The following is a 26,712-nucleotide window of genomic DNA, read 5'->3' on the forward strand; positions in this document are numbered from 1 at the left end:
TGTTCTGCGCTGCAGCGGGCTCGCGTCCGGTTGCTTCAACCGCTTCCGGCGGGGGCTGCGTCGGTCGTCCATCGATTCCAGAACGAGCCACGTGTTGATCAAGGCGCATCCTTATTCTTCCCTCGCACCAGCGATTCCGGATGGCGCTCCAGATAGTCAGCGAGTGCGTTGAGCGATTCAAGCGTGCGAGTCAACTCCTGCAGGGCCTGATGTACATCAGATTGCAGAGGTGAGCCCCGCCGTAGCGTTGCTTCGGCTGAGACGAAGCTCCCTTTTGCGGCAACTAGCGTATCGCGGGCTTGCGGGACCACGTCCGTCCCTAGCCGCCGAAACAGATGATCGGTGTCCTTCAGTGAACCGTTGAGATTTGGGCCGATCTGGTCGAGCGGGGCCTTGTCGAGTTTTCTCACGATGTCCGCAACCTGCGTCTGCAATTGGTCCAGCGTGTTTGGGACAGTCGGCAATCCGATCGGATCACTGGAAAGATCCAGTTTCGCAGCAGGCGCTCTGGGGAAAACGTCGAGCGCAACATAGAGTTGGCCGGTCAGGAGGTTCCCCGTGCGGAGCTGCCCGCGCAACCCGCGTTTAACGAGTTGTGTGAGTAATTCCTGATCGATAGGATTGCCTGGTGTGGGTACATTCTCCCTGAAACGGCTGCCGAGGCGTCCTGGATACAGACTCATCATTACCGGCATCGAAAAGTTGCGGGTGCGCGGGTCGTAGTCAATGCCGATATGCGTCACTTCGCCGACCACGATTCCGCGGAAATCTACAGGCGCGCCGATCGATAGTCCGCGCACGGTCCGGCTGAAGTTCATGACGATATGTAGGGGGACACCGTCCGGGTTGCGTATGGCGCGAGCTTCGTCTGAAGCCAGGCGGAAGGTCATGGTTCCGCGCACCTGCCGTCCGGCGGATTCGCCCGGGGGCGCCTGGAACGAGATACCTCCCACGAGGATGGTTGCCAGCGACTGGGTGCTGAGTTTGAAACCGCCTGAATCCAGTTGAAAGTGCACGCCACTCGCGTGCCACCAGCGCGAGTTGATTCCGACATACTGGTCGAATGGCGCCGCAATGAACACGCCGATCGTTACGCCGGCGCCGTCCTTGTCCAGCGAAAAACTCACTACCCGTCCCACCTGCACACGTCGGTAAAAAACGGGGGAGCCGATGTCGAGCGACCCAAGTGAGCCACCATGAAGCGTATATCGATGTCCTTTCTCGGCGCCTACGATGACGGGTGGTGTTTCAAGCCCAACAAAACTTTGCTCGGTATCGGTCGAGCGTCCCGCATCCGCACCGATATATGCGCCAGACAGAAGCGTACCCAGCCCTGAAACGCCGCCTGCTCCGATCCGCGGTCGCACTACCCAGAATCGCGTATCTTTGACCGCGAAGTCTCGCGCATCTCTGGTCAGTTCAACCCTGACAAGCACATGCGACAAATCTTTCGAAAGTTTGACGGATTTGACTGATCCGATGTCGACGTCCTTGTACTTGAGCTTTGTCTTGCCCGGCTCGAGACCTTCGGCACCAACAAAGCTGATCGTAATGATCGGGCCTCGGTCTGTTACGGCCTTGATCACAAGCCCGATACCAAATAAAGCCGCAATCAAGGGAATTAACCAGATCAGGGAGGGCAACCATCCATCGCGGGCCTCAATGTCCGGACTTGGATGCGGCGGCCGGGTGGACGTGTTCGGTTCACTACGCGGCGTGTCGGAAGCGGGCATAGATCGGTAAGAGTTTTTCGAACGGTGTGTCGGTTGTCGATGGGGAGATCTGTCTGGCTCTGCCGCTCAGCAAAGGGAAGGTTCGCATGGCGATTCTATCGGTTGACAAGCCGTTGGGATAGTTCGGTCGGGTCTCGCATCGTCATCCGTCGGACTGGTTATATGAACAGCAGCGGCGCCGATGCGAAATCCGACACGCAAACGAGTTAGGCACAGGAACGGAAACTGCTGAGCTGTCGCTGGGCGACGGCTTTGTTCTAGCCCGCCGTTCATACGAACTTGCTCGGTCGCATTCACCTTCACGATGAAAGGGATCACGCTATGGCCAAATTTGTGGTGGTGACCGGAGCTGGTGCTGGCGTTGGACGGGCGACCGTCGAAGAGTTCGCCAGGCGCGGATATGACGTCGCGTTGTTGTCGCGTGATGAAGCGCGTATCTGCCGAGCCGTGGCGGAGCTGCAATCGGCATACGGCATACGCGCCCTCGCTATCCCCACGGACGTTGCCGATGCCGAAGCGGTCGAGAGAGCGGCCTTGCTTGCTGAGCGGGAACTCGGGCCGATCGAGGTCTGGGTCAACGTTGCGATGGCGACCGTGTTTGCCCCGGTTTCGAAACTCACCGCGCAGGAGTTCGAGCGAGGGACCAAGGTGACTTACCTCGGACAGGTACACGGGACGATGGCGGCGCTTTCGCGTATGCGAAAGCGCAACCAGGGAACGATCGTCAACGTTGGGTCGGCATTGGGATACCGCTCGGTTCCGCTTCAGTCGATCTATTGCGGTGCGAAATTCGCGGTACGAGGCTTCACGGATGCATTGCGTTCTGAAATCATTCATGACGGGTTGAACGTTCATCTGACGATGGTGGACTTGCCCGCAGTCAACACCCCACAATTTGACTGGGCATTGAACAAGATGGGGAAAAAAGCTCGGCCGGTCGCTCCGATTTATGAACCTGAGGTGGCCGCGCGAGCCATTTTCTTTGCCGCCACACATCGTCGCCGTCAGGTATGGGTAGGTTTTCCCACTGTCAAGGCTATTCTCGCGAATCGGATCGCACCGGGGTTGATTGACAGGTACCTCGCTAAGGCCGGGTACGAAGGTCAACTTACTGACGAACCGCTTGAGCCCGATTCACCCGGTAACCTGTTCGAACCTGTTCAGGGCGACTATGGCGCGCACGGGCGATTTGACAGTCGATCGAGGTCGGGTAGCTGGGAGATGTTTACGGACAGGCATCGTAATGCATTCTGGGCGTTGACCGGCATCGCCATGTTGAGTGCGGCTGGCTTGCTGCTCGGCAGGACGCACCGGAGATAGCGCTTACAGTGCGTGCCGGGGCGGCCGTCAACGGAATGCCACAGAGCAGCATCCAGCAACCATTTTTCGAGCGGCCGGCGCATGGCAAGGGACGGAGACGGTGAGCAAGCTGATTGAAGACTACGCGCTGCTGGGCGACGGAGAGACTGCGGCGCTGCTGGGCAAGGACGGCTCCGTCGACTGGCTATGCTGGCCGCGATTCGACGACGACGCGTGTTTTGCCGCGTTACTTGGAACTGGTGATCACGGCCATTGGTCTATTGCTCCCGTCGACAGCGTTAGCACGCAAAGTCGTCGCTATCAGGACGATACGCTCGTCATGGAAACCGATTTCCAGACTGCGGAGGGTGAGGCGAGGGTCATCGACTTCATGCCTGTGCGCAGGACGTTTTCGTCGCTGGTACGCATCGTCGTGGGGCTGCAAGGAACCGTGAGAATGCGCAGCGGCCTGCGCCTGCGTTTCGACTATGGGGCTCTGCCTCCATGGAGCGTGGCCGAGGGCGACGGCATGATCGCGAAGGTGGGTCCGAATCTGGTCGTGTTGCGCGCGCCGTTAAATCTGTCCGTGAGCGCCGAGTCAACCGAAACCGAATTCGACGTGTCAGCCGGACAGCGAATCGCTTTCGTCATGAGTTACGGGAGTTCGCATGATGGGCCGCCAGCGTCGATAGATGCGGAGGCGGCGCTCGTTTCAACTCAACATTTCTGGCGGGACTGGATTGGCCGGTTCGATAACGCCTCGACGGAATGGCCGCTTCCGGTGCGCCGTTCGCTGATAACACTGAAGGCGCTGATACATCGGCGAAGTGGTGGCCTCGTTGCCGCACCGACCACCTCGCTTCCCGAGGCCCCCGGCGGCGACATGAACTGGGACTATCGCTATTGCTGGCTACGCGATGCGAGTTTCACCCTTACTGCATTACTGAATGCCGGCTACCACGAAGAGGCCGAGGGTTGGCGAAACTGGTTACTTCGTGCAATCGCCGGATCGCCGGATAACATGCGGATCATGTATCGCGTTGACGGCGCGCGCCATCTGCCAGAGTGGACAGTAGACGCGCTGCCGGGATATCGCTTCGCAAAACCGGTGCGAATCGGCAACGCCGCTTCAACGCAGCACCAACTCGATGTGTACGGCGAGGTACTGGACTGTCTCGATCTGGCATTCCGCGGCGGGGTTCCGGCATCGGAGCAGGAATTCGTCATTGAACAAAAGCTCGTCGAACATCTCGAAACGGTCTGGCAAAACAGAGGGTCCGGGGTCTGGGAATCGCGATCCGAACCACGCCATTACACCTATTCAAAGGTCATGGTATGGGTGGCATTCGACCGCTTTGTGAATCGGCATGCGACGAGTGATCTGATCAGCCGCGATCTGTTGAACCGCATCACGGCGCTGCGCCAGACCGTGCACGATGAGATATGCCGTGAAGGCTGGAACGAGGGGCTTGGTACATTCACGCAACAGTATGGTGCGCAGACACTGGATGCCAGTCTTTTGCTCCTGCCGCTCGTCGGATTTCTTCCGGTCGACGATCCCCGGATGGCCTCGACGATTGCGACGATCGAGCGCGAGCTTTCCGAGGAAGGACTGATTCGTCGCAAGATGCCGGCTGCGGGTGGGCCAGACGAGGGGGTGTTCCTTGCATGCTCATGCTGGATGGCCGAATGCATGAAATTGCAGGGCCGGGATCAGGAAGCTCGGGAGCAGTTCGAACGCCTGCTTGCGGTCGCTAACGACCTGGGCTTGCTCGCTGAGGAGTACAACGTGCCCGGTCGTCACCTGGCTGGCAATTTCCCGCAGGCGTTGACTCACCTTGCCGTCGTCAACACCGCACTTGCCCTCAGTGGACCTACATTACGGCGCGGTGGTCAGGGATCAAGAGAATAAATCTGGCTCGAGCACCCGTTGGCACCTGCGTGCGCCTCTGATGACTGGCACCGTCATTTAATGTCCCTGCAGGCCAATGCCCAGAGGTTTGGATACTGATGCGACCAGTCACCAGAAATGACCATCTGGGCACGTTTGAGGGGGAGTTCACCTGCGCAGACACAATGCCGCAAAAAGACCGTGAGGCGGCGTTTCCGGCGTTCGCCACCGTCACCTTCCCATGGAAGTGCGTCGAGGTTCTGCTGTGCGTCGGGAGAACCACCCAGCAGCACGGGCATGCGGAAATCGAGCGCATAGTCGATGTTCAACGACGGATCAATGCCGCGCTGTGCAAGAAGTTCGTCTTTCATTCGGATCTGAGCGTCAACCGACGGCATCACTTGCGCGATGTGGCCTCGGTGGCAGATTGTCGACATGAGTGTCGCCTGGGAAACGCGCGCGTCGAGCCATACCGGCTGGCCGGCGTATGACGAGGTTGCGCACGGCAACTGCGCTAGAACAAGCAACGCTGCCGCTCTAGCCGCACGGATTATTTGTCGATGGTGATCTGTCAATCCAGGCGCCCTGAGTAGGTTCTCGTTCGCGAACTGCGGCGCGATCCGCAAAGGAAATGACGCATCCGAATTGCACAGTGTAGCTGTCGAGCCCCGCGTTCAAAAACACGCTCGCGGGCTGGCCTGCGTCTACACCGGGTATTTTCATTTGGCCATTGTTCCGGAAGCGGGACTGTCCCCCGTATTTTTTGCAACTACACTGCCCGACTGCGGCAATGCTTTAAGATCGACCCAGTCATACCGGACGCTGTCCTGAACCTGTTTCAGCGTTTGATTGGCTTCGTAATACTTGTCCATTGTCAGCAGTCCGGCCGCCTTGTCTACGTCCGCAACGGTCTGCTTGAGCGGCACAACCGCCATCGTATATGACACGTTGACATCGGCCAGTTTGAGTACCTGCATGGCTGCGCCCGGCTTGCCTTTCTTCAATTGTTCGTTTGCGGATGCGACAGCCTTGGCCTGAGATGGCTTGCCGGCGAACTCATCGGTTACGGTCACATCGGCACCAACCGGCAGCCAGGATACAGGCGTCGTACCTTTTGCGGAACTGGATTGATAGGTGATCGACGGTGGCGTCTTGAGATCTGACTCCGCTTTCATGAATGCGGTGTTGTCTGCCTGCGCGGCTTTCATCGATTGTTGTGCCTTCTTGACCAGCATTGTCGCCTGGTTCGGACGGCCGCTGAAAATGGCAACGCGGGCCTGCTGTATTTCGTCGAACGCCTGGCTGCCCTGAGACGATAGCTTTCCCATGTCTGTCATCGGAGTCGCGGCGGACTGCGCGGCGATCGCGCTTCCCATGCCGCAGACGCAGGATGTGACTGCAGCGGCAACGAGCGCCGTACCTTTTTTCATGCTTAGGCTATACATTTTGCATCTCCTTAAGGGGCGGCGGTGAAGCGCATTCCTGCAGGTGAGCTCGCGCCTTCAGGCGACCACCTGGCGGATCTTTATCGCCGTTGGATAGTCCGTCCGCAAGACGCGGCTGACGATAAAAAAGGTAGGCGGCGTCCCTTAAGCAGCACTTAAATCTCAAAAATGGGCTAGCACTGAATGCGTTGCGCGGCTGGGGCCCTTTGTGGATACAGAAACCGGAAAATCCGAAAACGTCAAGCGCGGCAGTCTATGCCGGGCTTTCAAAGGTCGGATTTGCAATGATCAGGTATGATGGTATATATCACGCAGTGACATATAATGGAACCTGGGTGTTCCTGCTACAGATAGCGGAATTCCAGAAGGAGGTGACGTCACATGTTGTCACGGCGTCAGCGACGCATATCTGTCAGAAATCGGAGGGAAGTCATGGCGATCAACAACGATTTCGAAGTCGTCTATCTCGTGATCGCGTTCGCGTTTCTCGGCGTGATCCTGTTCGGCAGTCTTCTTGTCACGCTTCATCTCGATCGATGGCATCCGAAGCTGATCGGCACCTTCGTTGGAGCGTTGCTGGGCGTCGTACTGATCGAAGCAGTTCCGATGTTCACCTAACCGCTGGGACGGAAGGTGCAACACCCATGACCGTCAGACCTGCTCGTGAGGGAATCGACAGTGACGCCGTTCGACCGGATTCTTCTATGTTATGACGCGACGCCCGAAGGGCAGCGGGCATTACGTTGCGGCGCTGCACTGGCGAAGCAGCTGGATGCAGAGACGCACCTGCTGTCCGTTCTCGATCTGGCATGGTGGCCAGCGGGCTACGATGCTTTTTCTTCCATGAAATTCGACGTCGATGAGAACGCCGCACGGGAAATACTGCAGGACGGTATTGCCAGGCTGCAGTCATGGGGCGTGACCGCGACCGGACATTCTGCGGTGGGAGACGCCGCCGAACAGATTTCAAACCTTGCCAATTCCCTTAAAGCGGATCTGATCGTGATTGGCCATCGCCGCGGGGGATTTGTGACTCGCTGGCTGGCCGGCGGAAGTCATCTGGTGCTGCTGGACCGTGTATCGTGTGGCGTGCTGTTTGAAGTGGTCGACTAGCCACCGGGGCACTCTCTTCTGTCCGGTGCGCTGCCGGGGCAAAACGGGAGCTTCACCTGAAGAGCGGGTGGCAATCAGATCTCAGGCCAGACGAACAGGACATGCTGTCCGCGGACAGGGTCGAGTTCGTCATGCTTCACGGAATGCCATCGGTTGGGGTTCGAGTCGACGTGAAAAGCGCCAACATGCCACCGGGGCAGGACGAATGGTCCTTCCACCACGACTCCTAGCGCACCCAGTCCATAAGCGTCCACCAGTTTGGCTGCGATACCTGTCGAGTAACGGCGGCGTCCGGGCATGTTGTCGTCCGGAAGGGCGGCCCGTTTAATCCACTGGGTGGCCGGCATTGCGCGTGGCGCGGCTGAAGTGAGCCCGTTTTGAGAGGTGGCCTGTGACAGGCTCGTGCAGGCACAGAATAGCGCGAGTGCAGCAGGGACGACCGCTGCGTGAGGGAAGGAAACCCGAGACATATGTTTGGTGAGATCCGTGTTGAAGTCAGCGCCGAAGAGCAGAAGGCGGTCAGCATCAATGCTTTGCACGTCGCACTGGACGGCTTAAACCGTCAGGTTTCCTGGAACCCGTCTGGCGACGCGTGCGACCTTTAGAGGCCCCAGATAATGTCTGCATTCTGTCGGCTCGCTTCACGCATCATGTCGAGCAGCGGCCACGCCCGTTGTGCAAGGCCGCGATGATCTTCGCCTGTCATGTGGCCACGCGCGTCTGGCACGTGATAGAGCGATTCAAGTGCGACATCCGCCTGCGCTTCTTCAGAGATCGCGGTCTCCAGCCGGACAATTGCCCGGGATAGTTCATCGTGCTGAATAACCCCTATCGCCCCCAGATGCTTGCCAATAAGACCCAGCAGATACTGGGCGAGATTCTTGAGCATGATCACGTCGGGTGAGGCCGGTGAACGGAAGGTAACCAGCATGATGAAATCTCCTTGAAGACGCAGGTAGCATCGTGCAGGTAGCAGCCTGCCGAACTGTGGGCTCGCCATCACCACCAGGCGTGCTTGCGCGTGAGACCTCCTGCATGGCTGGAACCGCTTGGCCAGGTAGTGAGCGCCGCCCCATGGACGCTCTGCATGCTGCCAGTCGTGATGCCGGCCTCGATGACTTTGCCTGAGGTTCAGCCAGAGAAGGTCTCACGCCAAGTTTATGTCACATTGTGACTAATGCCAATAGCCTTTCGCTCGTGCTGACTGACGCGCCGAGGGGTTGAGCTCCGCTTCAGCAGGAGCGGGTGCTGATTGTCTGCGTCTTACCGGTTATCGCGGAAAATCGCTGTCCGGACGACCGGGGCCGATTCACTTCCAGCGACGCGGGTGTCGGCGGTGAGCGCTGCCAGAACAGCCGCCACGGTAATGATCTGACTTACCATGGACTACGTGGTGCCCACCGGCATCGCGCCATCCGGATGCGGCCACCCATTCTCTGGGGCCCGTCCATGACGCCGCTCTGGCGCAGCTGCCCGTCTGTTCAGTATCATTCACGGATGAGGCAATACAGCCAGCGAAAGGCGCCTATTCAGGTCACGACGTGACTCAGTTTCAATTCAAGCGACGACACGGGAGAATAAGATCATGGCTTCGAGAAAACGCCCCGGGCCTGACGAACTGACGAAGGAGGAACTGCAGGAGTTATCCGAGTTCCGCTATCAGTTGCGGCGGTTTTTGCATTTCTCGGAAGAAATAGTCCACGCAGAGGGCATAACGCCGCTGCAGTATATGTTGCTTCTCCATATTGGCGGCTTCGCGGGCCGGGATTGGGCGACCGTAGGGGAGCTGGCAGAGCGCCTGCAGGCGTCTCCGCATGGAACAGTGGCTCTCGTTTCCCGTTGTGAGGCGGCCGGCCTCGTGACGCGCAGGCCAAGCGCAGAAGACCGGCGGCAAGTAGAGGTGCACCTGTTAAAGGAGGGCAGGCAGTGTCTGGGAAGACTCGCGCTGCTGCACAAGACCGAAATCCAGTCCTTTGGATGGGCCTTCAAGTCTGACGCCGACACGCCTTGACGCCGCATTCGGGCGGCCATCATTTCTCTGGTAGCAACGAGTTTCCTGCCCTACGCTGTGTATAGATCATTTCTCGCTTCGACGGGGTCAACACATGAGCGATGGACCGGATCAGGCTGAAAGTACATCGACCATCAATCCACGTCACGTCAAGGTATCGGCGGCGCAGCCTCAACAGTCCGCTCAGCAGGACGACGATTCGGTCGCGCCAGTGGGTCTGCGCTGGCTGTGCGTGCCGGCTTTCATTGTGGGTATCGTAACCGGCCTGGGCGCCGTTGTATTTCGCGCGCTGATAGGGCTCGTCCACAATGCGTTCTTTCTCGGAAGATTCTCGTTTATGTACGACGCGAGTCATTTCACTCCGGCGTCACCTTGGGGCGTGTTCGTCATTCTCGTGCCGGTGGTGGGCGGGCTCGCTGTCACGTGGATTGTGAGCACATTTGCACCGGAAGCAAAAGGGCATGGCGTGCCGGAGGTAATGGACGCGATTTACTACAAGCGTGGCGTAATCAGACCCGTGGTTGCTGTCGTGAAGTCGATCGCATCGGCTCGGGCGCGGCCGTCGGGCGTGAAGGCCCGATCATCCAGATCGGCTCGGCGCTCGGCTCAACACTCGGGCAACTGGTCCGCATGACCGCAGGACAGCGCATCACCCTCGTGGCTGCGGGCGCGGGTGCAGGTATTGCCGCGACGTTCAATACGCCGATTGGTGGCGTGCTATTCGCCACCGAACTGATGATGCCGGAGATCAGCGTCAACACGTTTTTACCCGTTGCGCTGGCCACAGGCACGGCGACTTTTCTTGGCCGCCTGTTCTTTGGCGCGGCCCCTGCGTTTTTTGTGCCGGCACAACTGGGCGCGATCTCGAACGAACCAGGTGGCGTTCTAACGCTCGTGCTTTACGCGCTGCTGGGTGCAATCACCGGAGCGGCCGCCGCTCTGCTGATCCGCTCGCTGCATTGGGCGGAAGACGCGTTCGACCGGATACCCGGACGGTACCGGCGCCACGCCCTGGGGATGCTGATTGTCGGGCTGACGATGTACCTGCTTTGGCGTTACGCGGGACACTACTACGTTGAAGGTGTGGGATATGCGACCATTCAGGCAACCCTTTACGGCCAGCTTCAGGGCGGTGGTTTTCTCCTGTTACTCGCCTTATGCAAGACACTGGCGACATCTGTCAGTATTGGATCCGGTTCATCTGGCGGCGTGTTCTCGCCGTCGCTTTTCATTGGTGCTGCACTAGCAGGCCGGTGAAATACCTCGCGGAACGGTCATCCGGGACGCAGGTGTAAACGTTGAACTGATGTCATCAATGAGAGCGAGATGGAACGGATGCGTGGGCCAGATGGTTTTACCGAGTCAATGTTCACCGTGTTGAAGCTGGATGATTTCGTGCCGAAGGACCATCCGTTGCGTCCGATTCGCAGTTGGCTCAATGACGCGCTCAAGCGCATGGACGACGTTTTTGCGCGGATGTACGAAGCTGACGCGAAAGGTGGCCGGCCGAGCATCGCGCCGGAGAAGCTGGTGCGAGCTCTTTTGCTGCAGGTGCTGTACTCAGTTCGTAGCGAGCGCATGCTGGTGGAACAGATTTCCTACAACATGTTGTTCCGCTGGTTCGTCGGCCTGCCGATGGACGGGACCGTGTGGGACCACTCGACGTTCAGCAAGAACCGCGACCGGTTGCTCGAACACGATGTGCTGGTGTTGCTCTTCAACGAGACAGTCGAGACCGCGCGCGAGCGCGGATATCTTTCTGGAGAGCACTTTAGCGTCGACGGCACGTTGATTCAGGCATGGGCCGGGCATAAGAGCTTTGTGCCCAAGGCAAGTCCGGACAAAGACGACACGCCTCCTGACGAACCGCCCGCGCCGAATGACAACTGGCACGGACAGAAGCGCAGTAACGAGACGCACCAATCCACGACGGACGAGCAGGCGCGCCTGTTTCGCAAGAGCAAAGGAACCGGAGCGATGCTCTGTTACATGGGCCACGTGCTGACCGACAACCGGCATGGCCTGGTGGTCAACGCACAGGTGACGCTGGCGACGGGCACCGCCGAGCGCGACGCGGCCGGGCGGATGCTTGCTGATGCCGCAAGTGTTGCACCGGGCGCCATCACGGTCGGGGCGGACAAGAACTACGACACCGCCGGCTTCGTCGGCAGTTGTCGCGCGAATCGTGTCACGCCGCATGTGGCACAAAACGATGGGCGTCCAGGCGGTTCAGCAATTGACGAGCGAACTACGCGTTGGCCGGGTTACGCGGTCAGCCAGCAAAAACGTAAGCGCATTGAGCAGGTGTTCGGATGGGGCAAGACAGTCGGACGAATTCGACAAGCGATGTATCGAGGACTTGAACGCGTAGACCAGCTCTTCGTGTTGACGCAGGTCGGCTACAACCTGACGCGTATGCGCACACTTGCCGGTTGAGGAGCAGGAAGCAATGGATAACACCGATATGGCGAACCCGCGAGCAACGTCGAATGCCCGCAAACGTGTTCCGCGTTTCAAAAATGCGAACCCAGCATCCGTCGTAATGCACCTGAGCGCATCAACGACGGATATTTCAACGGCCTGCTAGGCGCCGCATTTGCGTCCTTCATTGCAATGGCTGTACCGGGCGCTCCCGTCAGCGTGGCGGCCTTCGCAATGGTGGGCATGGGCGCCATGGTGGGCGGTGGGACAGGGGCCGCAATGACGTCGGTCGCGATGATCTTCGAAATGACGCGGGACTACGACATCGTGCTGCCGATGATCATCGCGGTGGCGTTCAGCCTGGGTGCGCGCCGGCTACTTTGCCCTGAGAGTATCTATACGCTCAAGCTCGTACGGCGCGGGCATCCGATTCCCAATGCGTTGCGTGCCAACATGTTTCTGGTTCAGAACGCCGCCCAGGTCATGGAGACCGATGTACTGGTGCTTGATGGGCGAGTGCCTTTTCGTGACCTGATGGCCCACCTTGAAGGACCCGCATTCCGGCATATCGTCGTTACAAGGCAGCAGGAGATCTACGGCGTGTTGCGTATCAATACGGGGTTGCGGCGCGCGGTCAGTCAAAGCGGCTCGGATATCGAACTGGGGACGCTGGCGCAGCGCAATTTCATCGTGGTGCAGGAAAAGGACGTCGCTTTCGGCGTCATCTCCAGACTCTGGAAACAACACGCAGTCATGGCGGTGGTGCTGGGGCAGCGCGACGGGAGCGCGCCAGTTCGCGTGCTCGGTGTTATAGCGAAAGAGCACATTGCGGACGCTGTGGCCGGAAGCATCAGGATTTTCCCAGGGTAAGCCTGGAGCACGCGATGTTCGCGACCGCTTTGCTTTCGTTGACGCAGGCCGCCTTGTGCCTCTGTCGAAGGAGGAAGACCGATGAAACTCGTACACGAAGTAGAGGTGGTGTGCAAACCCGGACGGTCAGTTGAAACTCCCCCACTTATGGTCGCGCAAATTCCCCTACCCTGTGCAGCAGGACTAAGGGTTTTATTTAGCTGGTTTTCGATTTCCGCGCAAGCGTTTCAGCGGCTTCCTTGAGGCGGTAGCTGCGGCCGTCGAATTCAAGCAGGTGGCAGTGATGCATGAGCCGGTCGAGGATCGTGGTGCTCATCGTGTTGTCGCCCAGGTATGCGCCCCAATCCTGCACAACGCGGTTGGACGTGACGACAACGCTTCGATGCAGTTTGTAGCGTTGATGGATCAGCGTTTGCAGCAGTGCGCCAGCGGCGTCGGGGATCGTACGCGACAGGAACAGGTCATCCAGCACGAGCAGATCGCTCTCGAGGATAGCCCGCAGCCGGGCTTCGCGCTGGGCAGTCGGGCTCAGCGCGTAACGGTTAAAGAAGTCGTCGGTCTCAAGATACTGCACCTTGTGGCCTTGCAGGACGGCCTGGTAAGCGACGGCCTTCGCAACGTGCGATTTGCCGGTGCCGGGTTTACCGATGATCAGCGCGTTGTCGCCGGCGGCGATGAACTTCAGCGTGTGCAGTTGGAAGCAGGCCTGGCGAGGCACTTTGGGATTGAAGGCCCAGTCGAATTCGGCGAGCGTGAGTTTCTCTTCGAGGCCGGAGAGCTTGTAGCGGCGTTCGATGAGCCGGGACTGGCGGCGATCCAGTTCGTCCTGCAGGATCAGTGCGAAGGTTTCAAGGAACGGCTGCTGGGAGCCCTGGGCCTGCAACACGCGCGTTTCGAGTGTGTCGCGCACGCCAGACAGGCGGAGCTGTCCGAGAGCCCGTTCGATTTCCGGTAACGTCATGGTCATGCTTGTGTTTCTCCAGTTGGAGGTTGAGGTTCGGCGCCGTGCTGCGCACCGAGGGCAAAGAGTTCGCCGTACTCGGCGGCAGGACGGATCAGCGGGTGATCCTGCGTAAGAGGTAGCTCTAGCTGCGGTGCCTGATCGAGACGCTCGAGTGCCTGTTCGAACAGCCGTTCGACGATCGCGCGCACCTGTTTGTAGCGGTAGACGTGATGACGCAACGCGTGATCGCAGGCCTGCTCGACGAGCCGGGCGGGATACTTCTTCGCCAGACCAACGATGCCCCACATGGCGCGATGGCCGACGCGACCTTCGCTATCGAACATGTGCTGGCACAGCGCCTTTGTTTGTGGCCCGATGTCGCCGGTGCTCGCGAGCAGGAAGGCGCTCTGGCGGGACGGATTGAACGGGCGTTCGTCTTCGGGCAATTCAAGCGAACCGGCCTGCAGGGCGCGAGGATGGGTGCGCAACAACGCCTGCGTACGGCGATCGCGAATCTCGATGGTGGAATCGTATATGCGCACTGAAACGAGACTGCCGATCGGTGCAGGTCGTGCCGCATAGTTGCTGCGATCGATGTTGACGGTGGTATCGTCCCAGACGGTACGCACGACCTCCGTGAAGTAGCGAAAGCCGGTGGTCGGCAACGGCCGCAGATGCGGCCGCTCCTCCTGGAACATGGCCTCGACCTGTCGCCGGGTGCTGCCATGGATGCGTTTGGCCGCCCAGTTTGCCTCCCAGTGCATCAGGAATTCGTTCTGGGCTTCGAGCGACTCGAAACGGCGGCCGGCAAGCGCGGTGCCCTGCGTATGTTGAATCGCGTTCTCGACGGTCCCCTTTCGATTCGGGTCCCGCACACGTGCCGGATCGGCGACGACGCCGTAGTGCTCAAGCATCGCCTCGTAGAGCCGGTTGATCTCGGGTTCGTACAGGTCAGGCGTGATGACGCCCTCCCGGAGGTTGTCGAGCACAACGTAGCTGACCGCTCCCCCAAAGTAACGAAAGGCTTCTTCGTGAAGCTGGGCCCAGACCTGCTTGCTGGAGTTCCAGACCACGCGCCGGAAACTGCGCCGCGAGTACCGTAGGGTCATCACGACTAACCGCGGGCGTCGGTAGCGGCCGGTCTTCGGATCGCGGGTCAGTGCACCTTCGCCATAATCAACTTGAGCTTCTTCGCCGGGGGCGAACGCGAGACGGTCGAACTGCTCGGGATCAATGTGGCGCAAGGCGCGCACGAAACGCTTGACGCTCTCGTAGCTCGCGGTGAATGCGAACTGATCGACCAGATCCTGATAGATCGCCTGCGCGTTGCGCCTCAGGCGGACCTGCTGTTCGATCCATTCGCGATGCGGTTCGCTTGCGGAGCGGGCGAAATTGAACGTTGTGGTTTTGCTGGAACCGTCGGTAGCCGGTGGTCGCGGCGGTGGGGGAGTTTGCGTGACGGCCGTTTCAGCGCCGGTGGTCACCATGGGGGAGTTTGCCGAAGCGGACTTCTCCGACTCGAACATCGCCTGATAGCGACGAATCGTCTTGCGGTCGATGCCCGTGAGCCGCTGGATCTGGCGCTGGCTCTTGTTGCGATCGAGTAATGTGAATACGGTGCTTTGCAGGTGCGGCTTCAAGACGTTCACTCCCTGAACTCCTTCTTGTTCGAAGGAGACGAAGATAGACGTCCTGCAACACCTCTCCCGGCAGCTTTAGTGGCTCAGCCGACGGTCGTCAGGTGGGGGAGTTTGAAGTGACCATACCCGGAGGAATTTGACCGACCGCCGGGGCAAACGCCTCGGCAAGGCACTGCATCTCGACACGTTCCGCCGGGCGCTGGCGGCGCAGTCGGAGACCGGGACAAGGACGGAGTCCGAGTGGGTGATTATCTACCGGACAGCGCAGGGGGTCTGCTGCATGTATCACGGAGTCGCGGTGGAATTTGGAGAGATGCTCGACGTTCAGCTATGGTCGGAAGAAATGGAGGTGGAAACGTATTTCATCGGGCTATAACCGTCACCATGCGAGGCCATCGAAATTCATGGCGGTCACGACAGGGAGCGACAGCCGTTGGCCCCAGCTTCCGTCGCGCTTAAGCTGCATTTAATAAAGCATCACTAATCTCAGTCATCCGATCCCGGATCCCTGTACAGGGGCGGAGTCGTGATTCACGTCAGGGCAGCCCCGCACAGTGCGGGGTAACCTTTCTACGGTCCGGCAGGAATGCCGGGCTTTTTTTTGCCATGCGCCAGCAAAAAATATTTCGACATGGCGCGACGAGCATGGGCTTCCCAAATCATTCGCGCGCCACGGGCTACACAGGGTGGCATAAGTCATCAGTTCTGGAGCGCAGCGCGCTGCGCTGAAGATTGTCTGATCGGGCGAAGCGGTTCCTCCGGAGCGCTGGCGACGTGAAGCGTGTGGGTTGGGAACGCGAATTCGACGCCCGCATCGGAAAATTCCGTCATCAAGGCGAGGTTGATCTTCTGCTGGATATCCATGTAGAGATTAAATGCCGGATCGGTGACGTAATAGACGACTTCGAAGTCCAGCGAGCTTCCCCCAAACTGCTTGAAGTGAGCGCGATCAAAGCGTGTATCGCCCGCATCTTCTACCGCCTGCCTGACCTTGTCGGGTATCGCCCGCAGTTGATCCGGCGTCGCGTCATAGGTCACTCCAAACCCGAAGACGATGCGCCGCTCCGTCATGCGCTTGTAATTGTGGATCGTGTTCTTGAGTAACTCGGTATTGCTGCACACGATTTCCTCGCCGCTCAGGCTGCGGATGCGGGTGGTCTTGAGCCCGATATGCTCGATGCTTCCCGCGATCTCGCCAAACACGATAAAGTCGCCAATCTCAAATGGCTTATCCAGACCGATCGCAAGCGAGGCGAACAGGTCACTCAGGATGCTCTGGACTGCAAGTGCCACGGCCACGCCACCCACGCCAAGGCTGGCGACAAAGGCGGTGATATTGACGCCCATGTTGGCGAGCACAGCGAGCAGCAGGACAGACCATAACAGTCCCCTTAGCATCCAGGACAGCATCGTCGTGATGACGGGATTATGCGCGAAGGCACCCTGCGCCGTAAGCCGTCCGGCTGTCCAGACTGTCACGCCCCGGTTGATCCAGATCGCGACCTGGATCCCTAGCACCAGAAACCAGACGTGATTGACGCGCGTTTCCCACCGGTCGTTCAGCCCGAGAAATCCAGCACCGAAAAGCAACGCCGAGATCAGGATTGTCGCGCTCCGCGTGCTCTTGAGTACCTCCACGATCATGTCGTCGAGTTTCGTCGAGGTCCTTTCAGCCAACGATTCGATACGGCCCGTGACGAAACGCAGAAGCATTGACAGCAGGAAATAGCTGGCCACGACTGCAATCGCTGCGGACAGCCAGGCCGTTGCCGGTACACCCAGAAAGGCGTTCAGATCCAGCCACTTTTTCATTGGAAAACCCCTCTCATCATCGAAATGGATCGGCGTCGCAAATTGTTACAACTGCCTGTCTGGCGGATTACACCTCGAAAAGTTCCTTTGTTTTTTTGCACGCCGCATCCGTCGTCAGTTCTAAGCAGTCCGCGAGTTGTATTGCTGATCCGTTCGGGAGCGGGCCTCAGACTCATGACGAGACCGGCGTGAACGATGTATTGAATCAGGCAGAAGTCGTCGCGCGCAACGAGGGCGCTCGGGAGCCGCTCGACCGTCCCGCTCTGCAAAAGGGAGGTGGGCGATCATGAATTTACGGCACGGCAAGATTGCCTTTGCCGGCAGGAACATGGGTGACGGTAGGCCGACGGCCCGAAGTTCGCCATTTCCGGGCGACGTGATCCAGCGCACCGCCAGTCGGCGCAATCGTGCTTCAAGTGAAGCCCAGGTGCGGCACGCATCGCATGATTCTGCTCGGGCCGACGATTCTGGAACGCAACCGGAAAACAAAAATTCCGCCGGTCAATCAATTGCATCACATAGTGATATATAATGAAACATCTCTTGGGAGTCTGACGGCTCCCATGGCCGGCCTGCGACGAATTCTGGATCCGTCTGCTGCTGCGGTATGTCTCGCTCGGGCGATTTTCGCGACGATCGATTGCGGCAAAGTCTGCGGGGTTCGATCTGCTTCATCGACCGGGAAGGTCTGGCATCTCCTGCCGGCAGAAGGTGCTCGTACTGGTTGCCGGTTCAACAGGTTCGGGGTGGGGGCTACATGAAAGACTCAGCCGTCTACGCTGATTTTGAAATCATCAGTGAAACAACAAAGGAAGAATGCACCGCGGGGTGTGTCTGGGTCGATACGATGGCAAGGCATGCAGTGTCGGGTGAGACCGTGTATGCCTGCGTCGAACCGTTCACTATGTCAGGTCACTCGGGAGTCACGGAGCGCATCGCGCTAGACCGGGCACTAGAGCGTGCGCGCGCTTCGCTGCGTCGCCGGTTAAGCAAACGCTAGCTCATTGCTCGCGAGGCGATAGGGAATGTCCGAGGTCTCGTAAGACCCGAAGGGCACTGTGCTCATGCTACAAAGGATCGAAGCGCATCTAGCGTTTGAGGCAGTAACAAGGGTGGCACGTGCCGTGAGGGGGCGGGTATATGGAATTGTTGTCAGCTCTTCATCGGCTGCCTCGTTGTGCTAGCGGTGTGCTCGATGCGCTTCTGCTCAGGCGCGGGTGCCAGGCGAATGTAGAGTCCCGACAGGAGCAAACCTGGAATATCGATTACCCGACGGCCGGCGGATTTCATTGCATTTACGTGGGAGCGCCTGCTGCGTGGTGCGATGGTCCTTCCTGCACACGATGTCCCTGCGAATTGCCGCGCCACCCGTCTGAAAACGACGTGGCCGCCTACCTGTGCATTTTTCTCGATGAATTACGCAAGCTTCGATAACTCACAAACTGGATGATCGGATTTTCCCGATACCCCTGATGGGCGCAATCATTAGCTGCCAGGTCAACCTGGTCGACTGGACATGCGTGTGACGAAATTCGCTGCGGTTACGATCCTGATGCTTTTTACGTTCTTTATGCTTCTGGCAGCGGCGTCCCGCGCGATGGCCGCGGGCAACGAATGCGGCGAGCTTAAGGGCAATGGAGTGCGCGTAGAAGGAAGTATTCCAGGCAAAGTCCAGGAGGGCGCGTTCCGACTGGTCGACGGGGCACCGGTCGCGCTTTTCGATCATCACGGCCAGCGGGTCTTCGGCTCTCTCTCGATTGTTCCGTTCAGACAGGGTTATGAGGCGGTGTGGACACCCATATCGGGTACGCCCGGTTATCTTCTCGTACTGAACGGCACGGGGAGAGCTTCGCTCATGTCCCGACGGGAGGCGCACTGGACAATCCCGTATCCCCCGGGAACAGTCGTTGGGCCGTTGACGATCACCTGTTCAGGCTTCTCTGGCAAGCCAGCGCGTTGAAGAACCATTCGTGGCGGGGCGGGTGCGTTGAACGCGTTGCTGGACGCGCAGCGACCCAGGACAGATCCGGGCCAGGACCTGCAGCGCACAGTAACCCACACCAAGTCTATTCCTGGGAAGGCGACCACGGGGATATTCGTGGGCCGGGATCCGGGCGTCTGGAACGTCCATTGCGTGAGGGACACCTTTTCAGGTTGCTTTATGACGCACGAGACGCTGGATGTGATTGCGAAGCTGTACGTCGGGCTCTCGGTTGGGTCGGCAGCCTGGGTCCTCGTCGATATATTCCTTCGGGGACGGCGGCAGCACATGAAGATCATGGAGCTTGTCTGGCCACTGACCATGCTTTACTGGGGGCCGGTGGGTCTCATTTTCTACTACCGGTTCGGACGGGCCGGACCGGCGAGCAACCCGGGCCCCAGGGAGAAGCCCATGTGGCAGGCGACGTTTTCCGGCGCGTCGCATTGCGGTGCGGGCTGTGCCTTGGGCGATTTCGTGGGCGACTGGCTGGCGTTTGGCCTGTCGTTCACGCTGTTCGGCTCCGATCTGCTGGGGAAAATTCTGATCGGATTTGTGCTCGCGTATCTCTTCGGGATTGTTTTCCAGTATTTCTCGGTCGCACCGGTGCGTGGCCTGGGCCTGATGGAAGGCATCGTGACCGCGGCAAAAATCGACACGTTTTCGCTTGTCGCTTACGAAGTGGGGATGTTCGCGTGGATGACGTTTCGAGCCGCGCTCTATCCGTATCTGAAGCCAACCGACTGGGCGTACTGGTTGATGATGCAGGTTGCGATGGTGGTTGGCTTCCTGACAACGTATCCCGTCAACTGGTGGCTGATCCGCAAGGGCATCAAGGAAAAGATGTGAATTCGAATTTCGGAAGTCCAGGGCTCATGCGCCCAACGAACCTGCGATGTCTGATCTGGTCTGTGCTTGTCGTCAGATCCTCTCCGGCCTTTTTACTGGCAGTTTTCTTTTCACCTGGACGCCATGCGCCTGCGCTCATTTGTTGACAAGCGAACTCTTCAACGGGCGCACCGGTTATGGCTTCATTACGGTGTTTTCTGGCTCGGTGCGGTAGCGGTCGGACTTGTTGCGGTCGCCTACGCACGGCTCATTGACTTTGGCTACAGTGAATTTCTGCAGTACGCCACTCGATACCGGTGGCTGCCGCTACTCGTCACGCCTGCGGTCAGTGCGATCTGTGTCTGGTTGACGCTGCGCTTCTTCCCCGGCTCTGAAGGTAGCGGTATTCCGCAGGTCATCGCAATCTTGCACGACCGCAGTGGACTCGGCGAGCGTCTTCTCACGCCGGGAATCCTTGTCGGCAAGATCCTGGTCTCGTTTCTCGCCATGCTCGGCGGATTCACCATCGGACGCGAGGGACCGACAATTCATGTTGGCGCGGCGCTGATGTTCAATCTGCGTACGTTTTACCCAAAGCGGTTTCGTGCCATGCGAGGCGGTGCACTGGGGCGCAGACTGGCGTTAGCCGGGGCGGCGGCAGGCCTCTCAGCCGCATTTAACGCACCGCTGGCGGGCGTAGTCTTTGCCATTGAGGAGTTGACCCGCAGCTTCGAGCAGCGCACCAGCGGCGTGCTCATCACGGCGATCATCTTTGCCGGTATCGTTTCGCTAGGCATCCAGGGAAACTACACCTATTTCGGAACGATCGACATCGGAACGGGCTTTCCGGATCTGCTTGCTGTCGCAGTTGTTCTCATTGGCATCGTTGCCGGAAGCGCGGGCGGCATCTTCTGCTGGCTGCTTCTGAATACCCGGCGATGGATGCCGTCCATTGTCCTGGACTGCCGTACCCGTCGCCCGATCCTGTTCGGTGCCGGCTGTGGGCTCGTGATTGCTGCAATCGGCGTGTTCTCCGGTGGGCACACTTTTGGTAGCGGCTACGTCGAAGCGAGGGACATGCTTGATGGACGCGCGCATCTGACGATCATGTATCCGGTACTCAAGATGGCCTCGATGATCGGATCGTATCTGCCCGGTGCGCCGGGCGGGCTTTTTGCACCGTCTCTTGCCATCGGTGCGGGCATCGGCAATGCGCTCCACCTTGTTTTCTCCCAGATGCAACTGCCGATGCTGATTGCGCTAGGCATGGTGGGCTATCTCGCGGCCGTGACGCAAAGTCCAATCACGTCCTTTGTCATCGTGATCGAGATGATTGATGGGCACGCGCTCGTGATTTCATTGATGGCGACTGCGTTGATTGCAAGCCAGGTTTCCCGCCTGTTTGCGCCGCCGTTGTACGAGGCGTTATCGGAGCGCTATGGCAGCGGTGGCGCAAGGCAGGCCTGATTGCGTCAGCCGGTCGATTGCGGAAGTCTGGCCTGGATCGGCTTCCGGACGTCTTTGCCACTGGAGGGCAAGGCGACGGATATTCACACTTCCTCTCAAGTAAGGATCGCCTGACGGATGCCTCACGCCATCGAAGTTGCTGCTACTTGCATTTTCGCGCTTGCTTTAATCCATACCTTCGCCGGCAAGCAGATCCAGAGGCTGGCGACACCGTATCCTGCGCATGCGGGTCTGTTTCACTTCCTCGGCGAAGTGGAGGTGGTTTTCGGATTCTGGGCGCTTGCGCTCTGTGTCGTCATCTGGGTGGTCTCAGGTAAAGGCGCCGTCGTTGATTATCTGGAGGCGCGTGAGTTCACGGAACCCGCATTTGTTTTTGTCATTATGGTCATCGCCGCGAGCAGGCCGGTTCTTCAGGCGGTCACCCGACTGCTGCTGACCGTCGCGCGGTTTATGCCGCTGCGCTCCGAACTGGCGGTAATCTGGCTGTCGCTCAGCATCGTGCCCCTTCTGGGATCCTTTATCACTGAGCCCGCAGCCATGACGCTTGCGGCGCTGCTACTGCGTGACCGCCTTTTCCTGCTCCCTGTCAGGGAGTCATCCAAATACAGTGCGCTCGCGGTACTTTTCGTCAACGTATCGATCGGAGGTACGCTGACAGCTTATGCTGCGCCGCCCGTTCTGATGGTTGCCTCGGCCTGGGGCTGGAATACCGCCTTCATGGCGACGACTTTCGGATGGAAGGCGGCGATCGCCATCGTGGTCAATGCAACGGTGCTGCTAATCGCTATTGCGCGACAGGTTCCGTTGGTTGAGCGCGTGTCTGTCGAATCGATTGAGGAAGAGCCGGTCCCGATAGGCGTAACGCTGACGCATCTGTGCTTTCTCGTCTTCGTCGTTCTGAACGCCCATCATGCGATCATATTTGTAGCGGCCTTTCTGTTTTTTCTGGGATTCACGCAGGCATACGAACGGTATCAGTCAGCTCTGTTATTGCGCGAGAGTCTGCTGGTGGCGTTCTTCCTGAGCGGACTGGTCGTGTTGGGCGGGCTGCAGCAATGGTGGCTTCAGCCGATCGTTCGGTCCATGGACGCGCAGGTGCTCTACATTGGCGCAACCGGTCTGACTGCAATCATGGATAACGCGGCGATCACCTATCTCGGCTCACTGATTGAGGGTTTGTCGCATGAAGCAAAGTATCTGCTGGTCGCGGGTGCAGTGACCGGGGGAGGGCTGACGGTTATTGCCAATGCGCCGAATCCGGCTGGGCTCGCCATCGTTCGTCGGGGGTTCTCCGACGGATCGGTCGGCGCGCTCGGCTTGCTGGCAAGCGCCATTCTTCCGACCGCGACCGCGTGTGTAACGTTCGTATTGCTATAGATGGCCCTGTCCACGCCAATGAGGCCGCAGCAGCCGGACACGATCATTGACGTGGCCGGTGCTGGCACCAGGCGCGATCTGCCTATCCGTGGATCAGGGGTGCGAATTTCCGGGATTTATCAGAAACGAAATAACGTGCCGGTGCCAGACCCCGCACGAAGCGGTGACGGGTACCCACACGTATTTCTGCCGCAGCTTGGCGAACGCATGCACATGCACCATGGCGTCTACGGCGGTAGACTGGTCAGTGCCCCGCGCGCCCGTTAAGGGCAGTACCTTTGCGCGCAGAGCATTCCCTGCTGACACGACGAGCGAATCGTAGCGCGGCGCGGTTCGCACCCACTGGTCGAACGCTGCAATGCAATTGACAACCGATTCACGAACGTGGATGCGTCTGAAGAAGGCATAGTCAGTCAGTGGCGCGGGCGGCGTCTGTGCCTGAGCGCGGTGATAGCTCCAGCAGCACACAATGAGAAAAAAGAAAGCGGTGGTAACCTTCATTGTCGGGCCCGACCGGGGCAGTTGATCCGTTTGGCAACGCGTGTGAGTATACATGCTGCTTCCGTTTGATACTGCACGCGCGTCGCTGCGATCACTTACGATCGTAGTCAGCGTCAATCCGGGGCGCCTTTATTTGCGGGTGTAACGATGCAAAACACGCTTGTTTGCTGTAACACGAGACAGTGGTTAGTTGTCCTGATACTCGCATGCACCGGTCTCGCGGGCTCTGTCAGGTTGACGAGGATGTGGCGTAAGATTGAGCAATGAAGAAAGTAAAATCGCTGTATCACGGTCATCGTTTACCGGCTGCGGTCATCAGCCAGGCAGTTCGCTGGTATTCCCGCTTCCAGTTGAGTTTGCGCGACATTGAGGAACTCCTCTTCGAGCGCGGTGTGAGCGTGACATACGAGACGATCCGGTGCTGGTGCGAATGGAATGAACGGCCCCCGCCAATCGGTGAGGATATCCAGGAGGTGCCTCCCCACTCACAGGCCGACGGTATCGAAGTGCCACAGCAGGAGGATCATAAGGATCTTCCCAGGCAAACCGGAGTGGCGATCATGAAACGTACGATCGTGGGTGTGGATATCGCGAAGAACGTGATGCAGGTTCATTGGGTTGACCCGGACAGCGGCGAGATCGTAAATAAACCCGTTAAAAGAGCGGCATTTCTCGAGTACTTTGCCAATCGCCGTCCCTGTCTGGTCGGCATGGAGTCCTGTGGCGGCTCCCAACATTGGGCCCGGCGGTTGATTGAAATGGGTCATCAGGTGAAGCTGATGCCAGCGAGATTCGTCAAGGCGTTTGTCACCGGTAACAAGAACGATTCGGCCGACGCGCGGGCAATCTGGATGGCCACGCAGATGCCCAGCAAGGAAGTTGCCGTGAAGACCGAAGCGCAGCAGGCCATTCTGGCGCTGCACCGGATGCGGCAACAACTGGTGAAGTTTCGCACGATGCAGATCAACAGCCTGCGGGGCCTGTTGACCGAATACGGCGAGGTGATGGGAACAGGTCGTCCCGCGCTGGACAGGGCTATCGCAGGTGTGCTGGAGAGGCTTTCCGGACGCCTGCCGACAATACTCATCGATACACTTCGCGAACAGTGGAACGGACTGAATACACTGGACCAGCAGATTGCCCAGATCGAGCACCGTTTGCAGGTGTGGATGAAAGAAGACGAGGCAGCCAGGGCGATCGCAGCGATACCCGGCGTGGGCCTTCAACCGCAACAGCAGCGGTCGCGACGATGGGGCATGCGAAGTCGTTCAGGTCCGGCCGCGAGTTCTCTGCCTGGCTTGGTCTTGTACCTGGGCAAACCGGTTCTGGCGGCAAGATTGAGCTATTGGGAATCAGCAAACGCGGCGATACGTATTTGAGGACGCTGCTCATTCACGGCGCCCGTAGCGTGATATTTCACGCGAAAGAATCCGGCGCATGGATCGAGCAGTTGCAAAAGCGCCGACCGCTGAACGTGGTGGTCGTGGCGCTGGCCAACAAGATGGCCCGAACGATCTGGGCGATACTGGCACATCAAAAGCCGTATGAAAAAGGCTACGTGAGCGTGAGGCCGATCCAGACAGTTAGTGTTTTGCGTTAGACAGCTTCGTAACATGGAATGGAACGTCAAGGTTGCGTTGGCATTTGAGTGTGATGACGAAACAGGTCGGACCGGGACTCACCAAGCCTGAGAACTTGTCAGGGACTAATGATCTCGTGGTGTGAATGAGGCGTGAGTCAGCGGATTTCATAGGGGCCCGCAGTGAAGCAGACTGCAAAAAGGCCGAATGTAGAGCTGCAACCCATCCTGTCGATCAAAACACACGAAAGCCTGGCGCAAAGGGGGCCGTTCATGTAGACAAGTTTGGTCAAAGCTTTGCGCACCGGGTAAAAGCGGCGAGACGCCAGCCGGGTAGCACGTGGCACCTCGACGAAATGTTCGTCACGCTGCGTGGCGAACCGTATCTGCTGTGGCGTGCGGTCGACGAGCATGGTACCGAACTCGACATCCTGCTACAAAAGCGGCGCGACAAAGCCGCAGCCAAACGTTTCTTCAAGCATGTGCTGCGCTCCAGCCCTGTGCCGCGCAAGCTCGTCACCGATCAACTGCGCAGCTATCCTGCCGCAAAGGCCGAAATTCCGGAGTTGGTAGGCGTAAAGCACGTGATCGTAAAAGCGGCTGCCCGGCTGAACAACCGGGCGGAGAACAGCCACCAACCGACGCGCGAACGCGAGCGTCGCATGCGCGGCCTTCGCGACCCGAAACGCACACAAAAATTTCTCTCGTGCTTCGGGCCGATACGGCAACACTTTGCACTGAAGCGGCATGTGATAAGCGCCTCACTCTATCGCAAGCGACTCGCGACGCGGTTCGTTGCATGGCGCGAATTCGCCGAACTCGCCCAAAATCCGTCGACTGTCTTCGGACCAGTCGGCACATCTGCCGTAGTGCCGTCTCACTCTCGGTAAGTTGACAGTGCCGTTGAAACACAACCCAGCCGAGAAGCCAGCCGAGTGCAATACCACCAAGCGCTTCCTGGACAAAAAACCACGACACGCTGGCAGCGCTCGGTTCACTCCGGCCGGTTGCGATATCCAGGATGGTGAGAAAAATTACCGCGCCGACACCGTCGTTGAACAGGCTCTCTCCTGTAATGCGGGTTTCCTGATCCTTCGGCGCCCCCGCCTTCTTGATGATGCCTAGCACCGCAATGGGGTCAGTCGGCGAGATCAACGCACCGAACAGCAAAGCGTAAATAAAGCGAAGATCATAACCAAACGAATACGCCGCACACCAGAACAAGGCACCTATAACAAACGTCGAGATGATGGTGCCGAGCGTGGAAAGGATGGTGACGGTCCACTTGACCTTGTACAGATCGGCCAGGTCCACGTGTAACGCTCCTGCGAACAGCAAAAAAGCCAGAAAGCCGTGAAATACCAGGTCGCCGAAATCGATGCTTGGGACGAAACGGGCATACCTGTGAACTTCGACGATGCCGGTTTCCCCCAAGACGACCGGTATGAGGGAGGACACGAGCGCAATTGCCATCAGGCCGATTGTCGGCGGCAGATGGAGAAGGCGGTGATTCAGATAGCCGCCCAACGCTGTCAGGACGATCAGGATTGTCACAGTTTGAAACAAGGTCATAACGGATGGCGCCTGTTAGGGTTTTCGCTGCGGTCTTCCCGGTCGCGGTCGGCACCGACTTCATTCTACCGAGTGCTCGTGATCCCCTGCCATGCAACCGACACACGAGAATCCTGTTTGCCCGACGCGGTTCAAGACAGTAGATTAATTGCCGATAATGCATTGGGGGACGGGTAGAATCTCCAGCGCTGTGTGAGACGGAATCTTAAAAACTCGCCTGGAGTCTGATGAT

The 26,712-nt window shown here is 58.7% G+C and carries 21 protein-coding genes and 4 pseudogenes; 16 read left to right on the forward strand and 9 right to left on the reverse strand.

Annotated elements, in window-relative coordinates; all coding sequences use genetic code 11:
• Positions 1-98: 98 nt before the first annotated feature.
• Entirely contained in the window at positions 99-1,733 is a 1,635-nt protein-coding gene (locus ACUN0E_RS01670; RefSeq protein ID WP_445565414.1) for a PqiB family protein, read from the reverse strand.
• A 321-nt stretch (positions 1,734-2,054) separates the two neighbouring features.
• On the opposite strand from ACUN0E_RS01670, the gene ACUN0E_RS01675 reads away from it, so the two are divergent.
• Together ACUN0E_RS01675 and ACUN0E_RS01680 are read left to right on the forward strand one after the other, a co-directional pair.
• Positions 2,055-3,053 carry an SDR family oxidoreductase gene (locus ACUN0E_RS01675; protein ID WP_445565415.1) on the forward strand — a complete coding sequence of 333 codons (999 nt, stop codon included), beginning with the start codon at positions 2,055-2,057 and terminating at the stop codon, positions 3,051-3,053.
• A gap of 100 nt (positions 3,054-3,153) precedes the next feature.
• Positions 3,154-4,944: a glycoside hydrolase family 15 protein gene (locus ACUN0E_RS01680; RefSeq protein WP_445565416.1), complete on the forward strand. Its 1,791-nt coding sequence runs from the start codon at positions 3,154-3,156 to the stop codon at positions 4,942-4,944.
• A 53-nt stretch (positions 4,945-4,997) separates the two neighbouring features.
• On the opposite strand, the gene ACUN0E_RS01685 is transcribed toward ACUN0E_RS01680, so the two are convergent.
• A complete protein-coding gene (locus ACUN0E_RS01685; protein ID WP_445565417.1) occupies positions 4,998-5,360 on the reverse strand; it encodes a hypothetical protein in 363 nt (120 codons plus the stop codon).
• A gap of 282 nt (positions 5,361-5,642) precedes the next feature.
• The gene (locus ACUN0E_RS01690) at positions 5,643-6,368 is read right to left on the reverse strand and encodes a YfdX family protein (protein ID WP_445565418.1); all 726 of its coding nucleotides are present in this window, start codon (positions 6,366-6,368) and stop codon (positions 5,643-5,645) included.
• Between the two features lie 432 nt (positions 6,369-6,800).
• Here ACUN0E_RS01690 and ACUN0E_RS01695 point away from each other — a divergent pair, with 432 nt between their 5' ends.
• The 3 genes from ACUN0E_RS01695 to ACUN0E_RS01705 all read left to right on the forward strand — a co-directional run bounded on the left by ACUN0E_RS01695 (position 6,801) and on the right by ACUN0E_RS01705 (position 8,086).
• Positions 6,801-6,986 (forward strand): hypothetical protein, encoded by a 186-nt coding sequence (locus tag ACUN0E_RS01695; RefSeq protein ID WP_445565419.1) that lies wholly within the window; start codon positions 6,801-6,803, stop codon positions 6,984-6,986.
• 60 nt (positions 6,987-7,046) lie between these two features.
• Positions 7,047-7,481 (forward strand): universal stress protein, encoded by a 435-nt coding sequence (locus ACUN0E_RS01700; RefSeq protein WP_445565420.1) that lies wholly within the window; start codon positions 7,047-7,049, stop codon positions 7,479-7,481.
• 470 nt (positions 7,482-7,951) lie between these two features.
• The gene (locus tag ACUN0E_RS01705; protein WP_445565421.1) at positions 7,952-8,086 is read left to right on the forward strand and encodes a hypothetical protein; all 135 of its coding nucleotides are present in this window, start codon (positions 7,952-7,954) and stop codon (positions 8,084-8,086) included.
• Here the strand turns inward: ACUN0E_RS01705 and ACUN0E_RS01710 are convergent.
• Positions 8,083-8,412 carry a DUF1840 domain-containing protein gene (locus ACUN0E_RS01710; RefSeq protein ID WP_445565422.1) on the reverse strand — a complete coding sequence of 110 codons (330 nt, stop codon included), beginning with the start codon at positions 8,410-8,412 and terminating at the stop codon, positions 8,083-8,085. The genes ACUN0E_RS01705 and ACUN0E_RS01710 overlap by 4 nt on opposite strands.
• A 654-nt stretch (positions 8,413-9,066) precedes the next feature.
• Here ACUN0E_RS01710 and ACUN0E_RS01715 point away from each other — a divergent pair.
• From ACUN0E_RS01715 to ACUN0E_RS01730, 4 genes and pseudogenes are all read left to right on the forward strand, one after another.
• Positions 9,067-9,492, forward strand: coding sequence for a MarR family winged helix-turn-helix transcriptional regulator (locus ACUN0E_RS01715; protein WP_445565423.1), 426 nt, complete (start codon positions 9,067-9,069; stop codon positions 9,490-9,492).
• A gap of 337 nt (positions 9,493-9,829) precedes the next feature.
• Positions 9,830-10,749, forward strand: a pseudogene (locus ACUN0E_RS01720) (chloride channel protein).
• 78 nt (positions 10,750-10,827) lie between these two features.
• A complete protein-coding gene (locus ACUN0E_RS01725) occupies positions 10,828-11,928 on the forward strand; it encodes an IS5 family transposase (RefSeq protein ID WP_445570349.1) in 1,101 nt (366 codons plus the stop codon).
• 144 nt (positions 11,929-12,072) lie between these two features.
• On the forward strand, positions 12,073-12,783 hold the full coding sequence (locus ACUN0E_RS01730) for a chloride channel protein (protein ID WP_445570350.1): 711 nt from the start codon (positions 12,073-12,075) through the stop codon (positions 12,781-12,783).
• A gap of 196 nt (positions 12,784-12,979) precedes the next feature.
• On the opposite strand, the gene istB is transcribed toward ACUN0E_RS01730, so the two are convergent.
• Together istB and istA are read right to left on the reverse strand one after the other, a co-directional pair.
• Complete coding sequence (istB, locus tag ACUN0E_RS01735; protein WP_006397378.1) at positions 12,980-13,750, reverse strand: IS21-like element helper ATPase IstB; 771 nt, start codon at positions 13,748-13,750, stop codon at positions 12,980-12,982.
• Positions 13,747-15,411, reverse strand: coding sequence for an IS21 family transposase (istA, locus tag ACUN0E_RS01740; RefSeq protein WP_445570351.1), 1,665 nt, complete (start codon positions 15,409-15,411; stop codon positions 13,747-13,749). The genes istB and istA overlap by 4 nt, the downstream gene beginning before the upstream one ends.
• Positions 15,412-15,502: 91 nt before the next feature.
• On the opposite strand from istA, the gene ACUN0E_RS01745 reads away from it, so the two are divergent.
• Complete coding sequence (locus ACUN0E_RS01745; RefSeq protein ID WP_445565424.1) at positions 15,503-15,742, forward strand: hypothetical protein; 240 nt, start codon at positions 15,503-15,505, stop codon at positions 15,740-15,742.
• 323 nt (positions 15,743-16,065) lie between these two features.
• On the opposite strand, the gene ACUN0E_RS01750 is transcribed toward ACUN0E_RS01745, so the two are convergent.
• Positions 16,066-17,178: a mechanosensitive ion channel family protein gene (locus tag ACUN0E_RS01750; protein WP_445565425.1), complete on the reverse strand. Its 1,113-nt coding sequence runs from the start codon at positions 17,176-17,178 to the stop codon at positions 16,066-16,068.
• Between the two features lie 1,522 nt (positions 17,179-18,700).
• On the opposite strand from ACUN0E_RS01750, the gene ACUN0E_RS01755 reads away from it, so the two are divergent.
• The 4 genes from ACUN0E_RS01755 to ACUN0E_RS01770 all read left to right on the forward strand — a co-directional run bounded on the left by ACUN0E_RS01755 (position 18,701) and on the right by ACUN0E_RS01770 (position 22,828).
• On the forward strand, positions 18,701-19,138 hold the full coding sequence (locus ACUN0E_RS01755; RefSeq protein ID WP_445565426.1) for a hypothetical protein: 438 nt from the start codon (positions 18,701-18,703) through the stop codon (positions 19,136-19,138).
• Positions 19,139-19,339: 201 nt separating this feature from the next.
• Complete coding sequence (locus tag ACUN0E_RS01760) at positions 19,340-20,005, forward strand: DUF4396 domain-containing protein (RefSeq protein WP_445565427.1); 666 nt, start codon at positions 19,340-19,342, stop codon at positions 20,003-20,005.
• 123 nt (positions 20,006-20,128) lie between these two features.
• On the forward strand, positions 20,129-21,451 hold the full coding sequence (locus tag ACUN0E_RS01765; RefSeq protein ID WP_445570352.1) for a chloride channel protein: 1,323 nt from the start codon (positions 20,129-20,131) through the stop codon (positions 21,449-21,451).
• A gap of 117 nt (positions 21,452-21,568) precedes the next feature.
• Positions 21,569-22,828, forward strand: coding sequence for a putative Na+/H+ antiporter (locus ACUN0E_RS01770; protein ID WP_445565428.1), 1,260 nt, complete (start codon positions 21,569-21,571; stop codon positions 22,826-22,828).
• A gap of 93 nt (positions 22,829-22,921) precedes the next feature.
• Here the strand turns inward: ACUN0E_RS01770 and ACUN0E_RS01775 are convergent, their stop codons facing one another.
• Positions 22,922-23,383 carry a BspC domain-containing protein gene (locus tag ACUN0E_RS01775; protein WP_445570353.1) on the reverse strand — a complete coding sequence of 154 codons (462 nt, stop codon included), beginning with the start codon at positions 23,381-23,383 and terminating at the stop codon, positions 22,922-22,924.
• 506 nt (positions 23,384-23,889) lie between these two features.
• On the opposite strand from ACUN0E_RS01775, the pseudogene ACUN0E_RS01780 reads away from it, so the two are divergent.
• A pseudogene (locus tag ACUN0E_RS01780) lies at positions 23,890-24,929 on the forward strand (IS110 family transposase).
• Positions 24,930-25,186: 257 nt separating this feature from the next.
• Positions 25,187-25,798: pseudogene (locus ACUN0E_RS01785) on the forward strand (IS6 family transposase); the annotation flags it as partial.
• 28 nt (positions 25,799-25,826) lie between these two features.
• Here the strand turns inward: ACUN0E_RS01785 and ACUN0E_RS01790 are convergent.
• Positions 25,827-26,480 (reverse strand): annotated as a pseudogene (locus ACUN0E_RS01790) (cation:proton antiporter domain-containing protein); the annotation flags it as partial.
• Positions 26,481-26,712 lie beyond the last annotated feature (232 nt).

It is taken from the genome of Paraburkholderia sp. D1E (assembly GCF_052682275.1).

Bases quoted from the DNA above. Each gene is read 5' to 3' on its own strand.
- ACUN0E_RS01705 (WP_445565421.1), top strand. From the start codon at position 7,952: ATGTTTGGTGAGATCCGTGTTGAAGTCAGCGCCGAAGAGCAGAAGGCG.
- ACUN0E_RS01760 (WP_445565427.1), top strand. From the start codon at position 19,340: ATGACGCACGAGACGCTGGATGTGATTGCGAAGCTGTACGTCGGGCTC.
- ACUN0E_RS01725 (WP_445570349.1), top strand. From the start codon at position 10,828: ATGCGTGGGCCAGATGGTTTTACCGAGTCAATGTTCACCGTGTTGAAG.
- ACUN0E_RS01695 (WP_445565419.1), top strand. From the start codon at position 6,801: ATGGCGATCAACAACGATTTCGAAGTCGTCTATCTCGTGATCGCGTTC.
- ACUN0E_RS01690 (WP_445565418.1), bottom strand. From the start codon at position 6,368: ATGTATAGCCTAAGCATGAAAAAAGGTACGGCGCTCGTTGCCGCTGCA.
- ACUN0E_RS01685 (WP_445565417.1), bottom strand. From the start codon at position 5,360: ATGTCGACAATCTGCCACCGAGGCCACATCGCGCAAGTGATGCCGTCG.
- ACUN0E_RS01770 (WP_445565428.1), top strand. From the start codon at position 21,569: ATGCCTCACGCCATCGAAGTTGCTGCTACTTGCATTTTCGCGCTTGCT.
- ACUN0E_RS01710 (WP_445565422.1), bottom strand. From the start codon at position 8,412: ATGCTGGTTACCTTCCGTTCACCGGCCTCACCCGACGTGATCATGCTC.
- ACUN0E_RS01675 (WP_445565415.1), top strand. From the start codon at position 2,055: ATGGCCAAATTTGTGGTGGTGACCGGAGCTGGTGCTGGCGTTGGACGG.
- ACUN0E_RS01715 (WP_445565423.1), top strand. From the start codon at position 9,067: ATGGCTTCGAGAAAACGCCCCGGGCCTGACGAACTGACGAAGGAGGAA.
- ACUN0E_RS01670 (WP_445565414.1), bottom strand. From the start codon at position 1,733: ATGCCCGCTTCCGACACGCCGCGTAGTGAACCGAACACGTCCACCCGG.
- istB (WP_006397378.1), bottom strand. From the start codon at position 13,750: ATGACCATGACGTTACCGGAAATCGAACGGGCTCTCGGACAGCTCCGC.
- ACUN0E_RS01750 (WP_445565425.1), bottom strand. From the start codon at position 17,178: ATGAAAAAGTGGCTGGATCTGAACGCCTTTCTGGGTGTACCGGCAACG.
- ACUN0E_RS01775 (WP_445570353.1), bottom strand. From the start codon at position 23,383: ATGTATACTCACACGCGTTGCCAAACGGATCAACTGCCCCGGTCGGGC.
- ACUN0E_RS01765 (WP_445570352.1), top strand. From the start codon at position 20,129: ATGCGCCTGCGCTCATTTGTTGACAAGCGAACTCTTCAACGGGCGCAC.